This is a genomic window from Streptomyces sp. S.PB5 (assembly GCF_030403745.1).
Lineage (GTDB): Bacteria > Actinomycetota > Actinomycetes > Streptomycetales > Streptomycetaceae > Streptomyces.
This window is the reverse complement of record NZ_JAQMWP010000014.1, coordinates 140,087-153,948: the sequence shown is the minus strand read 5'-3', so window position 1 is coordinate 153,948 and position 13,862 is coordinate 140,087. Positions and strand designations below refer to the sequence as shown.

Here is a 13,862-nt window from a genome sequence, read left to right as displayed (position 1 = left end):
GGTCGGCGGGGACGGCTGTGCCGGTTGTCCACAGGCAGGGGCTCGCAGTCGTACTAATGCGGCAGGCGTCACCTGGCCGGGCACCGCGGTTCGGGAATGCCGGCGCCGGTCGCATACGTTCTCCCCCTGGACCACCCCGTCCCCCGAGCCACCAGAGGAGTGCGCGAGACATGCAGGGCACTGTGACGATGTACAGCACCACGTGGTGCGGTTACTGCCAGCGGCTGAAGAAGCAGCTGGACCGCGAGGGCATCGCGTACACCGAGATCAACATCGAGCAGGACCCGGCGTCCGCGGCCTTCGTCGAGAAGGCGAATGGCGGAAACCAGACGGTTCCGACCGTGCTGTTCGCCGACGGTTCGACGATGACGAACCCGTCGCTGGCGCAGGTGAAGCAGAAGATCGCCGCGTAAGCGCGCGGGTACGCATGCGAAGGGGCCGCTCCCGGTGGGGAGCGGCCCCTTCGCGTCGTCGTCAGACGCTCCGTGTCGGCATCGGCTTTCCGTACCAGAGCTCGATGAGCCGGGCCGCGATCGAGATGCCGTACGGCGGCAGGACCTCGCCGGAGTCGAAGGCGGCGCCCAGTTCGTCGCGGGAGAACCAGCGGGCCTCGTGGATCTCGTCGCCGTCGACGTCGATCTCGGTGGAGGTGGCGCGGGCCATGAAGCCGAGCATGAGGCTGGAGGGGAACGGCCAGGGCTGGCTGGCGACGTACTCGACCTGGCCGACGCTGATGCCGGCCTCCTCGAAGACCTCGCGGCGCACCGCCTGCTCGATGGACTCGCCGGGCTCCACGAAGCCGGCCAGCGTCGAGAAGCGGCCCTCGGGCCAGTGGACCTGGCGGCCGAGCAGGATGCGGTCCTCCTCGTCGGTGACGGCCATGATCACGGCGGGGTCGGTGCGCGGGTAGTGCTCGGCGCCGCAGGCCTGGCAGCGGCGGATGTGGCCGGCCGCGGCGATGACGGTGCGCTCGCCGCAGCGGGAGCAGAAGCGGTGGGTGCGCTGCCAGTTCTCCAGACCGACCGCGTGCACCATCAGGCCCGCCTCGCGCGGCGACAGCAGCAGGCCGGCCTCGCGCAGCCCCGCGGGCCGCGCGGACTGGTCGATGCGGCCGGGCAGGGCGTCCTTCTGGAGGGCGAAGTAGCGGACGCCGTCCTCGTCGATGCCGAGGAAGTAGCGGTGCGCCTCGGTGAGCGGGGCCTCGAAGGCGGGCGTCATGACGAGTTCGGTACGGCCGTCGGCCGTCTCGTCGATGAGGACCTGGCCGCCGGAGACCACGAAGCAGCGCGTCGTGGGGTGGCTCCACGCCGCCGCGAGCCAGGCCTCGTCGAGCCGGTGGTGGGCGGCCCGGTCGATGCCGCTGGGGGCGGTGAGCGAGATGGGTCGGTCGGCGGTGTGGTCGGTCCAGGTGGTCACGGGTGCTTCCAACTCCCCCAGTGGAACGGATTGTTTCGGCGGGCGGTTCGGCGGGACGTGCGGCAGGAGGCGACCGCGTCCGGTGTTCGGCGGTACGGGACAGCTCTTCCAGTCTGCCCCGCGCTCCATGCCGATCCGGACGCCTCGGGAGGATCAGGGCGCATGCCGCCAGTGCTCCGCGAGGTCGCCCCAGAGATACGCGGTGGTCTCGACTCCCTTGAGGAGCAGATCGAGCTCGACCTTCTCGTTCGGCGCGTGCCAGCCGTCGGAGGGGACGGAGATCCCGAGGAAGAGCACGGGGGCGCCGAGCACCTCCTGAAGGTCGGCGGCCGGGCCGGAACCGCCCTCGCGGGTGAAGCGGACGGGTTTCTCGAAGGCGCGGCCCATGGCCCGTACGACGGACTGCAGGGCCGGGTGGTCCAGCGGGGTCAGACACGGGCGCGTGGCGGAGCCGAACACGATCTCGCAGCGGATCCCGGCGGGCACCTGCTCGGCGGCCCAGGCGCGGACGACCTTCTCGATGTGCGCCGGGTCCTGTCCGGCGACAAGGCGGAAGGACAGCTTCACCATCGCGGAGGACGGGATGATCGTCTTGCTGCCAGGGCCCTGGTAGCCGCCGCCGATGCCGTTGACCTCGGCGGTGGGGCGGGCCCAGATGCGCTCCAGGGTGGTCAGCCCGGCCTCGCCCTGGGTGGCGTACGACTTGGCCGTGCGCAGCCACTGCCGCTCGTCGAAGGGCAGTTCGGCGAAGAGTTCGCGCTCGCGGTCGGTGAGTTCGACGATGCCGTCGTAGAAGCCGGGGACGGCCACGCGTGCGTGCTCGTCGTGCAGGGCGGCGACCAGGCGGGCGGCGGCGGTCGCCGGGTTGGGGACGGCGCCGCCGAAGGAGCCGGAGTGGATGTCCTGGTCGGGGCCGAGGAGGCGGATCTCGCACTCGGCGAGACCGCGCATGCCGGTGCAGACGGTCGGGGTGTCCTCGGACCACATGCCGGTGTCGGAGACGATCACGGCGTCGGCGGCGAGCCGCTGCGCGCGCTCCTCGACGAGGGCGCGGAAGTGCGGGGACCCGGACTCCTCCTCGCCCTCGATCAGCAGTTTGAGGTTGACGGCCGGGGTGGTGCGGCCGGTCGCGGCGAGGTGGGCGCGGACGCCGAGTGTGTGGAAGAACACCTGGCCCTTGTCGTCGGCAGCCCCGCGCGCGTAGAGGCGGTTCTCCCGGACGACGGGCTCGAAGGGCTCGCTGTCCCAGCCGTCCTCCAGGGCGGCGGGCTGCACGTCGTGATGGCCGTAGACCAGGACCGTGGGCGCCCCGGGGACGTCTGAGGGCCACTCGGCGAAGACCGCGGGGGCGCCGGGCGTCTCCCAGACCTCGGTGGTCGGGAAGCCGGTCTCCCGCAGTCTGGCGGCGAGCCAGTCGGCGCTGCGGCGTACGTCGGGCGCGTGGTCGGGCTGGGCCGACACGGACGGGATGCGCAGCCATTCGGCGAGATCGTCGAGGAAGGGGGCGCGATGCTGCTCGATGTACGCACGGACGGCGCTGACGACGCTGTCAACGGGATGGCTCATGGTCACGAGCCTATCGGCCCGCACCGACATCCTCGGTGGGCGGTTCCTCACAGTTTGCTTGCGCGGAGATGTCGGAGGTGCCGGAGGCGGCGGAGGGACCGGACGGGTCGGCGGGGTCCTCCCGCAGCAGCCGCTCCAGTGCGCCCCGGTCCGCGAGATCGTCCGGCCGGTCGATCTCGCCGCTGCGGACGTACAGGAACGCCGCCGTGACCGACTCCAGAGGCACCCCCTGCTGCTCGGCCCAGGCGAGCCGGTACAGGGCGAGCTGGAGCGGGTCGGCGGTGCGGTCCCGGTTCGTCTTCCAGTCGACGATCTCGTACGTCGCCGTCTCGCCGTCGCCCTGTTTGTATACGGCGTCGATGCGGCCCCGCACCACGCGTCCGGCGATGGCGAGCTGGAAGGGCGCCTCGACGCGATGGGGCGTGCGATGCGCGTACTCGGTTCGCTCGAACGCGTCCTTGAGGGCCTCCAGGTCCCGCTCGTCGGCGATCTCTGCCTCGCTGCCGGGCAGCTCCTCCGGCTCCAGCATGGGCAGCGTCAGCTCTTCGAAGCGGGCTTCCACCCACGCGTGGAACCGGGTGCCTCGGCGAGCGGCGGGTTGTGGGGGGCGCGGCATGGGGCGCGCGAGTTCCTGTGCGAACCCGTCCGGGTCCTCGGCCAGCCGCAGCAGCTGGGAGGCGGTGAGCGACGCGGGCAGGGGTACCTCGGTGACGGCCTCCCGCGCGCGCAGGAGCTCACCGGTGAGGGCGTCGAGGTCGCGGTCCCAGGAGGCGAGGGTGCGGGCTTCCTCCGGGGTGAGGCGGCGGTGGGCGGGCTCGGTGTCCTGCCCGGCTTGCGTCGGGTGCGCACGCGCGTGCTCGGTCTCACCGAGGTCCGGCCGCGTCGCCTGGTGCGGGACCGTCGGGCGGTCGGTCGTCCATGAGTCCCAGTCGGCTTCGGCGTCGGAGGAGACCTCGTCCTCGTAAGGGGGTTCGCCGTAGGCAGGCTCCTCGTAGGGAGGCTCGTCCTCCTCCGGCGGCGGCGGCCAGTCCGGGTCGTCGTGGACGTCCGGGTCGTGCTCGGCCGCGGGGTGACCGTCCGCGTGGCTCGCGAGGCGCTCCAGGTGGGCCAGGACCGTCTCGGCGGCGGCCCGGCGGCGGGCCAGGGCCCTGTCGTCGAGGGGCAGGGGCCACACCTGGTCGACGGTGGCCGCGTGGAGGGCGGGGTTCTCCTCGTCCTCGGCGGGCTCGTCCGCCCAGGCCTCGATCTCGCCGTACCCGGCCTCGCAGTGGGCGTAGAGGGCCCGGAGGAAGTCGGACGGGCCGCGCGGCTTCTTCTGGGCGGGACCCCACCAGTGGCCGGAGCCGAGGAGGAGGGAGCGCGGGCGGGTGAAGGTGACGTAGCCGAGGCGGAGTTCCTCGGTGTGCTGATGATCCTTCATGGCCTCCTGGAAGGCCTTCAGTCCCCGGGAGTCCCAGGCCTCGACGTCGGGCAGGGTGGCCGCGTCACCGCGCAGTTCGTGCGGCAGCACCTTGCCCTGCGCGGTCCACTTCTCGCGGCCCTGGGTGCTGGGGAAGGTGCCGGTGACCAGCCCGGGCACGGCGACGACGTCCCACTCCAGGCCCTTGGACTTGTGCGCGGTGAGCACCTTGACGGTGTTCTCGCCGCCGGGCAGGGCGTTGTCGAGGCCCTTCTCGTACTGCGCGGCGGTGCGCAGGAAGCCGAGGAAGGCGAGCAGGGTCGCCTCGCCGTCGCCGGCGGCGAACGAGGCGGCGATGTCCAGGAAGTTGGAGAGGGTCTCGCGGCGGCGGGCGGCCAGGGCGTGCGGGGACGCCGACAGCTCCACCTCCAGGCCGGTGACGGCGAGGACGCGGTGCAGGACGTCCATGAGCGGGTCGGCGAGGGAGCGGCGCAGGTCGCGCAGTTCGGTTGCCAGGCGGGCGAACCGCACGCGCGCGTCCGGCGAGAAGGGCAGCCCGTCGTCGTCCCCGTCACCGTCGAACGGCGTCTCCAGGAACGTGTCGAGCGCGTCCGCGAGCGATATCACCTCCGAGGGATCGACCCCCTCGACGGCCTCGGCGAGCCGGCGGTCCGGGTCGTCGTCGCCGTCCACGCGCGCGTGGGACACCAGCCGCCGGGCGCGGCGCCCCAGGAGGGCGAGGTCGCGCGGGCCGATGCGCCAGCGGGGCCCGGTGAGCAGACGCACCAGGGAGGCGTTGGCGCCGGGGTCCTGGAGGACCTCGCAGACGGCGACCAGGTCGGCGACCTCGGGCAGGTGCAGCAACCCGGAGAGGCCGACGACCTCGACAGGGACGTCCCGGGCCACCAGCGCGCCCTGGATCTCGGCGAAGTCGGTCGCCGTGCGGCACAGGACGGCGATCTCGCCCGGCGCCTTGCCGGTGTTGACCAGATGCGCGATCGAGTCGGCGATCCAGTCCATCTCCTCGGCGTGGGTGCGCAGCAGGGCGCAGCGCACCACACCGTCCCGCTCGGCGCCGGGGGCCGGGCGGAGGGCCTCCACGCCCGCGTGCATGGCGCGCAGGGGCTCGGCGAGGCCGTTGGCGAGGTCGAGGAGGCGGCCGCCGCTGCGGCGGTTCTCGCTGAGCGACTGGCGGGCGGCCAGGTGACCGTCGGGGCGGGCGAAGTGCTCCGGGAAGTCGTCGAGGTTGGCGACGGAGGCGCCGCGCCAGCCGTAGATCGCCTGGCAGGGGTCGCCCACCGCGGTCACCGGGTGGCCGGTGCCGCCGCCGAAGAGGCCCGCCAGGAGGACGCGCTGGGCGACCGAGGTGTCCTGATACTCGTCGAGCAGGACGACCCGGAACTCGTCGCGCAGGATCCGCCCGACCTCGGGGATCTGGGCGAGTTCGGCGGACAGGGCGATCTGGTCGCCGAAGTCGAGCAGGTCACGCTCGCGTTTGGCGGCCCGGTAGCGGACCACCAGCTCGGCGAGTTCACGGCGCGCGGCGGCCGCTTCGGGAACCTTGCGCAGGTCGGCGTTGGTCAGCCTGGCGCCCTGCAGGGAGAGCAGCAGCTCGGCGTCGTACGCGCGCAGCGCCTCCGGCCGTACGAGGTGTTCGGCGAGCTCGGCGTCGAGGGTGAGGAGGTCCCCGACCAGGTCGGGGAAGGAGCGGGTCAGCGCCGGGTAGGGGCCCGGGGCCTCGCGGAGCACGCGCGCGGCGAGCTGGTAGCGGGTGGCGTCGGCGAGGAGCCGGGAGGTCGGCTCCAGGCCGATGCGCAGGCCGTGGTCGGTGAGCAGGCGGCCCGCGAAGGCGTGGTACGTGGAGATCACGGGCTCGCCGGGCGGGTTGTCCGGGTCGATGACGTCGGGATCGGTGACGCCCGCCTTGACGAGCGCCTTGCGCACGCGCTCGGCGAGTTCGCCGGCCGCCTTGTTGGTGAAGGTGAGGCCGAGCACCTGCTCGGGGGCTACCTGGCCGGTGCCGACCAGCCACACCACGCGGGCCGCCATCACCGTCGTCTTGCCCGACCCGGCACCGGCCACGATCACCTGCGGGGCGGGCGGCGCGACGATGCAGGCCGTCTGCTCCGGGGTGAACGGGATACCGAGGAGCTCCTTGAGCTGATCGGGATCGGTGATACGGGCGGGCATGTCGGAGAGGCTAGCGGCGCCCACTGACAGTCGAGGACGAATCGCCCCGCGGTCCACCTCCGGGTCGAAAGAAGCGCAGGTCAGCACGTGTGGTGCAACCGATCACACCCGTGCGCTCACTCCACCACGTGACGTCCTTCGGGCCGCGCGCTGCACGACGCCCGGAACGCGCAGTGCGTGCAGTGCTGACCGGCGCTGGGCGTGAACCGCTCGTCGAGGACCTTCCCCGCCGCCGTGGCGAGCAGGTCGCCGACCCACTCCCCCTCCAGCGGCTCCTGGGCCTGCACCTTGGGCAGCGTCTCGCCGCCGTCCCGCCTGGCCGCGCCCTGCCGCAGCTGGACGAGTTCGGCGCCGCCGGGCTCCGGTCGTACGCCGTCGAAGGCCTCGTCGACGGCGCCCTCGCGGACGGCGAGCTGGTAGACGGCGAGCTGCGGGTGGTGCTCGACCTCGCGCGCGGTGGGCGCCTGCTTGCCGGTCTTGAAGTCGACGACGTACGCGCGCCCCTCTCCGTCGGCCTCGACGCGGTCCATCTGGCCCCGGATGCGCACCTCGTAGTCGCCCGCTTCGAGGGTCACGTCGAAGTCGTGCTCGCTGGCGACCGGCGTACGTCCGGTGCGGTCCATGACGTGCCACTTCAGGAAGCGTTCGAGCGCCACGCGCGCGTTCTCCTTCTCCTGCGCCGACTTCCAGGGCGCGTCGAAGGCGAGCGCGTTCCACACGGAGTCGAGGCGCTCCATGAGGACGGCGAGGTCGGCCGGGGTGTGTCCGGAGGCGACCTCGTCGGCGAGGACGTGCACGACGTTGCCGAAGCCCTGGGCGACCGTGGCGGGCGCGTCGGCCTTCACCTCGCGGCCCAGGAACCACTGCAGGGCGCAGGTGTTGGCGAGCTGGTCGAGGGCGCTGCCGGAGAGCACGACGGGCTGGTCGCGGTTGCGCAGCGGCACCTTGGACTCGGTCGGCTCGAACATGCCCCACCAGCGGTAGGGATGGGCGGACGGGACGAGCGGACGGCCGTCCTCGTCGGCGAGCGCGGCGAGCCGGGCCAGTCGGCGGGCGGCGGCCTCCCTGAGGGTGTCCGAGACGCGCGGGTCGACGGTGGTGGCGCGGAGTTCGGCCACCAGGGCGGCGACGGACAGCGGGCGGCGCGGGCGGCCCGTGACGTCCTTGGGTTCGACGCCGAGTTCGGTGAGGAAGCGGGAGGGCTGGTCGCCGTCGTCGGCGGGCGCCTTGACCGCCGTGACGACGAGCCGCTCACGCGCGCGCGTGGCGGCCACGTAGAACAGGCGGCGCTCCTCCGCCAGCAGCGCGCCAGGGGTGAGCGGTTCGGCGAGACCGTCGCGGCCGATGCGGTCGGCCTCCAGGAGGGAGCCGCGGCGGCGCAGGTCGGGCCACAGCCCCTCCTGGACGCCGGCGACGACCACCAGGCGCCACTCCAGGCCCTTGGAGCGGTGCGCGGTCATCAGACGGACGGCGTCGGGGCGTACGGCACGCCGCGTGAGCGTGTCGGCGGCGATGTCCTCGGCGTCGATCTCCTCCAGGAAGTTCAGGGCGCCCCGGCCCCCGGTGCGCTCCTCCGCGCGGGCGGCGGTCGCGAACAGCGCGCACACGGCGTCCAGGTCGCGGTCGGCGTTGCGCCCGGCCGCGCCGCCGCGCCGGGCGGCGCGCTCCAGCCGTGAGGGCCACGGAGTGCCGTTCCACAGGTCCCAGAGCGCCTCCTCGGCGCTGCCGCCGCCCGCGAGGCGCTCCCTGGCCTTGCGCAGCAGCGCGCCCAGCCGCTGGGCGCCCCGCGCGTACGCGGGGTCGTGCACGGCCAGCCGCTCGGGCTCGGCGAGCGCCCGCGCGAGCAGCTCGTCCGAGGGCGCCGGCAAGGCGTTGCCCCCGGCCCGCTCCTCGTCACGCAGGGCACGGCCGAGGCGGCGGAGATCGGCGGCGTCCATGCCGGCGAGGGGGGAGGTGAGAAGGGTGAGGGCGGTCTCGGTGTCGAGCCAGCAGGGGTCCGGATCCGGGGCGTCGGAGGAGGCCGCCGTATCGGGGTGGGGCTGCGGCTCGTCGGTGGCGGTCCCGCCCTCGGCGGGGGGCTCCGGCTCCTCGGTGTCGACCTCGTCCTCGGCGCGGGGCTCGGGCTCCTCAGCGCCGATCCCGTCCTCGGCAGGGGACCCCGCCTCCTCAACGCCAGCCCCGTCCTCGGCGGAGCGCTCCCGCTCCTCGGTACCGGCCTCGCCCTCGGCGCGGGACCCCGCCTCCTCAGCGCCGGTCCTGTCCTCGGTACGAGACCCCGGCTCCTCAGACCCGCCTCCCGCCTCCGGACGTACCGCCTCCGCCGCTGCCACCGCCCGCAACGCCGTCAGCAGCGGTGCCACCGCCGGTTCGTGTCGCAGTGGCAGGTCGTCGCCGTCGATGTCGAGGGGCACGCCGGCCGAGGTGAGGGCGCGCCGGACCGTCGGGATCGTGCGCGACCCGGCACGCACCAGTACGGCCATCTCGCTCCACGGGACGCCGTCCTCCAGATGCGCCCGGCGCAGGATGTCGGCGATGTTGTCCAGCTCCGTACCGGGCGTCGGGTACGTGAAGACCTCGACGCGGCCGCCCTCGCGGACCGGGGCGAGTTCGCGGTGGGCGCGGACCTTCTCCGCCGGGAGCCGGGTCAGGGGCATGCGCTGGGTCAGCAGGCGGGTCGCGGTGAGCAGGTCCGCGCCGGAGCGGCGGGAGGTGCGCAGGACCTCGACGGGCGCCGGACGGCCGTCCACGCGCGCGAAGGCGTGCGGGAAGTCCAGGATGCCGTTCACGTCGGCGCCCCGGAAGGCGTAGATCGACTGGTCGGGGTCGCCGAAGGCGACGAGGGTGCGCCCGCCGCCGGCGAGGGCCTGCAGCAGCCGTACCTGCGCCGGGTCGGTGTCCTGGTACTCGTCCACGAACACGGCGTCGTACTGCGCGGCGAGCCGCCCGGCGACCTCGGGGCGGTGGGCGAGGAGCACCGCGCGGTGGACCAGTTCGGCGTAGTCGAGCACGCCCTGGAGGTCGAGGACGTCGAGGTACTCGGCGAGGAAGGCGGCCGCCGCCCGCCAGTCAGGGCGGCCGATGCGGCGGGCGAAGGCGTCCAGCGCGCCCGGGCCGAGGCCCAGTTCGCGGCTGCGGGCGAGCACCGCGCGGACCTCGTCGGCGAAGCCGCGCGTGGTCAGACAGGCGCGCAGCTCGTCCGGCCAGCGCACGTGCGCGAGGCCGAGCCGCTCCAGGTCGGGCTGGCCGGCGAGGAGTTCGCGTACGGTGACGTCCTGCTCGGGGCCGGAGAGCAGCCGGAGCGGCTCGACGAACAGGTCGCTGTCCTGGTGGGCGCGGACCAGGGCGTAGCAGAAGGAGTGGAAGGTGGTCGCCTGGGGCGCGCGGGCGGCTCCTATGCGCAGGGCCATGCGGTCGCGCAGTTCGACGGCCGCCTTGCGGCTGAACGTCAGCACGAGCACGCGCGCGGGGTCACCGCCCCGGGCGATCCTGGCCGCGACGGACTCGACGAGCGTGGTGGTCTTCCCGGTGCCCGGACCTGCGAGGACGAGCAGTGGACCGGCCTTGTGCTCAACCACGGAGCGCTGTGCGGCGTCCAGACGAGGGGGGTCCACGCGGGTCGGCGGGGTACGCACCAGTCGATAAGCGCCACGGCTCCCCTGCCGCACCTGGGGGTGCGGCAGGCGCCTGGTGGAGGAAGAGGAGCTCACGTGGTTCGCCGGTCCTGGTGGGTGTGCTGGTCGGGCGTCCGCCGTGCGTGCAGGGCGGTGATCGCGGGGTGAGGGGGACGCGTGCAGCCGACGCTACGCCGACGGACGGACCGGAAGCAGGGCTTCCGCTTCTTCCCATACGACACTCATGGCGCTCGCGACACCTGCGTCCCTCGCCCCACGAACGTACGCCATGCCACGGACGTGCCCGCTTTCGCCCGTTTCCCCCAGACGGATCACAGGCTGCCCCTGGATCCGTTCCATGGCGGAAGCTGTCAGGTGTGACCCTCCGCGCGTTCGCCGCCGTCCCATCGCGCCCGCTTCATGTCGAGGCGCGGCAGATGACCGTCGGCGGCCCTGGAGGCCGTCTTCAGAGGCGTGCCCTCCGCGCGGTAGTGGTCGAGCGCCCGCAGCTCGTGCCCGGGGAGCAGTACGCCGTCCGAGCGGACGACCCGCCACCACGGAACGGCTCCGCCGTAGAGGGCCATCACGCGTCCGACCTGACGCGGGCCGCCCTCCTCCAGCCACTCGGCCACGTCGCCGTACGTCATGACGCGCCCGGGCGGGATGTGCTCGGCGACCTCCAGGACCCGCTCGGCGTACTCCGGCAGCGCGTCCGGCGGGACGTCGCTCGGAAGGCTCTCGTCGCTCATCCGCCCCATCCTGCCCCATCCCACCGACAACGTGACGCGCTGGCGACCGTGCGCATCCCTCGCCCCGGGGCAGCGCTTCGGGCAGACTGTGCGCCCCCGCGTTTGCACCCTGATGCCCCCGTGTGTCGGTGGGGCATGCCACCATCGTGCGGGCGGTGACCGGTGATACGAGATCAAGAAGAGACGATGAAGCAACAGGGCGTGCACCCGGAGGACGCGGAAAGCACCTCTGACGCTTCGTCGCGCCCGGACACCGACGACGCGGACGAAGCGTCGGCCGCGACGACCGAGTTCGACGACGAGCCGCACAGCGAAGAGGTCGAGGGCGACGAACCCCTCCTCCCCGCGCGCGTGCACCGTCCTTCGGACCTCATGCGGCTCCTGGTCGGCCTGCTGGCCGTCGTCGTGCTGCTGGCGATCGCCGCGTTCGCGCACGGCACCACCTCGGGCCTCGAACAGGACATCAACAAGGGCACCGGCCAGGCACCCGACCTGCTCATCAAGATCGCCGGTCTGGCCTCCAGCATCGCGATCCTGCTGGTGCCGGTCGCCTTCGCGATCGAGCGGCTGATCAAGCGCGACGGACTGCGCATCGCCGACGGCGTCCTCGCGGCGGTCCTCGCGCACGGAGTGACCCTCGCCACCGACCTGTGGGTCGCCAAGGCCGCCCCCGACTCCATCCAGGAGGCGCTCACCCAACCCTCACCCGGTGACATCCACGCCCTCACCGACCCGGTGCACGGCTATCTCGCGCCGGTCATCGCGTACATGACGGCGGTGGGCATGTCGCGGCGACCGCGCTGGCGCGCGGTGCTGTGGATCGTGCTGATGCTCGACGCCTTCTCGATGCTCGTCACCGGCTACACCACACCGTTCTCGATCATCCTGACGGTGCTGATCGGCTGGACGGTGGCCTACGGCACGCTCTACGCGGTCGGCTCGCCCAACGTGCAGCCCACCGGGCGGACGCTCATGGCGGGCCTGCGGCACGTCGGCTTCCACCCGGTGAGCGCGGCGCGCGAGGAGGTCGCGGAGACGCCGGAGACGGGCGACCGCGGCCGGCGCTACTTCGTCACTCTGGAGGACGGCCCGCCGCTGGACGTGACGGTGGTCGACCGCGAGCAGCAGGCGCAGGGCTTCTTCTACCGCGCGTGGCGCAATCTGACCCTGCGCGGCTTCGCCACCCGCAGCAGCCTCCCCTCCCTGCGCCAGGCCCTGGAGCAGGAGGCCCTGCTCGCCTACGCCGCCATCGCGGCCGGTGCCAACGCCCCGAAGCTCATCGCTACCTCCGAGCTCGGTCCCGACGCCGTGATGCTCGTCTACGAGCACACCGGCGGCCGCACGCTCGATTCGCTGGCGGACGAGGACATCACCGACGAGCTGCTGCGCGACACCTGGCACCAGGTGCGGGCGCTGCAGTCCCGGCGCATCGCCCACCGGCGGCTCGTGGGTGACGCGATTCTGGTGGATCGTTCCGGCACCGTGATCCTCACCGATCTGCGCGTCGGCGAGATCGCGGCCGGCGACCTGCTGCTGCGCATGGACATCTCCCAGCTGCTGGTGACGCTCGGTCTGCGGGTGGGCGCCGAACGCGCGGTGGCCGCGGCGGTGAGCGTCCTCGGACCGGACGCCGTCGCCGACTGTCTGCCGATGCTCCAGCCCATCGCGCTCAGCCGCTCCACGCGCGCGACGCTGCGCACACTGGCCCGGGAGCGGGCCCAGCGCGAGCGCGACGCGATCCTGGAGGCCTCCAAGCAGGCCAAGCAGGCCAAGCTCGAAGAGGCCCACGAGGACGCCAGACCCGTACTCGACAAGCCCGACAAGAAGGCCGTACGCGCGGAGGCGCGGGCCGAGAAGCGGGCCATCGACGAGGCGGTGGAAGAGGCCCGCGAGGAGGATCTGCTCACCCAGATCCGCCACGAGGTGCTGCTGATCAGGCCGCAGGCGCCGGTCGAACCGGCCCGCCTGGAGCGGGTACGGCCGCGCACGCTCATCAGTTTCATCGCCGGCGCCATCGGCGCGTACTTCCTGCTGACGCAGCTCACCCACATCGAGTTCGGCCCGCTGATCCAGAACGCCGAGTGGGGCTGGGTCGCCGCGGCCGTGCTGTTCTCGGCGGCGAGCTACTTCGCGGCGGCCATGTCGCTGCTGGGGTTCGTGCCCGAGCGGGTGCCGTTCATGCGGACCGTGGGGGCGCAGGTCGCCGGGTCGTTCGTCAAGATCGTCGCGCCGGCCGCGGTCGGCGGCGTCGCCCTCAACACCCGCTTCCTGCAACGCCAGGGCGTGCGGCCCGGGCTCGCGGTGGCCAGCGTCGGCGCCTCGCAGCTGTTCGGACTCGGCTGCCACATCCTGATGCTGCTGTCCTTCGGCTATCTGACCGGCACCGAGAAGACGCCGTCGCTGTCGCCGTCCCGGACGGTCATCGCGGGTCTTTTGACGGTCGCAGTGCTCGTACTGGTCGTCACGTCGGTGCCGTTCCTGCGGAAGTTCGTCGTCACGCGCGTGCGCTCGCTCTTCGCGGGTGTCGTGCCGCGCATGCTCGACGTCCTGCAGCGGCCGCAGAAGCTCCTCACCGGCATCGGCGGGATGCTCCTGCTGACCGCCTGCTTCGTGATGTGCCTGGACGCCTCCATCCGCGCGTTCGGCACCGAGGGCTCCTCGATCAGCATCGCCAGCGTCGCCGTGGTCTTCCTGGCCGGCAACGCGCTCGGTTCGGCGGCGCCGACGCCGGGCGGTGTGGGCGCGGTGGAGGCGACTCTGACGGTCGGTCTGATCGCCGTGGGCCTGCCCAGCGAGGTCGCGGCACCCGCCGTACTGCTGTACCGGCTGCTGACCCTGTGGCTGCCGGTGCTGCCGGGCTGGCTGGCCTTCAACCACCTGACCCGCAAGGGCGCGCTGTAAGCAAGCACGCATGTTCCGCACGACGGCCAC

Annotated in this window: 7 protein-coding genes; 2 read left to right on the top strand and 5 right to left on the bottom strand. The window is 73.1% G+C overall.

All coding sequences use genetic code 11. The annotated features are described in order from the left end of the window. Positions 1-170 precede the first annotated feature (170 nt). Positions 171-413: a mycoredoxin gene (locus PH203_RS32725; RefSeq protein ID WP_289924726.1), complete on the top strand. Its 243-nt coding sequence runs from the start codon at positions 171-173 to the stop codon at positions 411-413. A gap of 61 nt (positions 414-474) precedes the next feature. Here PH203_RS32725 and nudC read toward each other — a convergent pair whose 3' ends face one another. The 5 genes from nudC to PH203_RS32700 all read right to left on the bottom strand — a co-directional run bounded on the left by nudC (position 475) and on the right by PH203_RS32700 (position 10,931). Continuing rightward, the gene (gene nudC, locus PH203_RS32720; RefSeq protein ID WP_289924725.1) at positions 475-1,416 is read right to left on the bottom strand and encodes an NAD(+) diphosphatase; all 942 of its coding nucleotides are present in this window, start codon (positions 1,414-1,416) and stop codon (positions 475-477) included. A gap of 153 nt (positions 1,417-1,569) precedes the next feature. Then, entirely contained in the window at positions 1,570-2,982 is a 1,413-nt protein-coding gene (locus tag PH203_RS32715; RefSeq protein WP_289924722.1) for a dipeptidase, read from the bottom strand. Positions 2,983-2,992: 10 nt separating this feature from the next. Beyond that, positions 2,993-6,571: an ATP-dependent DNA helicase gene (locus tag PH203_RS32710; RefSeq protein ID WP_289924721.1), complete on the bottom strand. Its 3,579-nt coding sequence runs from the start codon at positions 6,569-6,571 to the stop codon at positions 2,993-2,995. Positions 6,572-6,687: 116 nt separating this feature from the next. Beyond that, positions 6,688-10,278 (bottom strand): UvrD-helicase domain-containing protein, encoded by a 3,591-nt coding sequence (locus PH203_RS32705; RefSeq protein ID WP_289924720.1) that lies wholly within the window; start codon positions 10,276-10,278, stop codon positions 6,688-6,690. Between the two features lie 275 nt (positions 10,279-10,553). Then, complete coding sequence (locus PH203_RS32700) at positions 10,554-10,931, bottom strand: MGMT family protein (RefSeq protein ID WP_289924719.1); 378 nt, start codon at positions 10,929-10,931, stop codon at positions 10,554-10,556. 186 nt (positions 10,932-11,117) lie between these two features. On the opposite strand from PH203_RS32700, the gene PH203_RS32695 reads away from it, so the two are divergent. Beyond that, on the top strand, positions 11,118-13,832 hold the full coding sequence (locus PH203_RS32695) for a lysylphosphatidylglycerol synthase domain-containing protein (protein ID WP_289924718.1): 2,715 nt from the start codon (positions 11,118-11,120) through the stop codon (positions 13,830-13,832). Positions 13,833-13,862 lie beyond the last annotated feature (30 nt).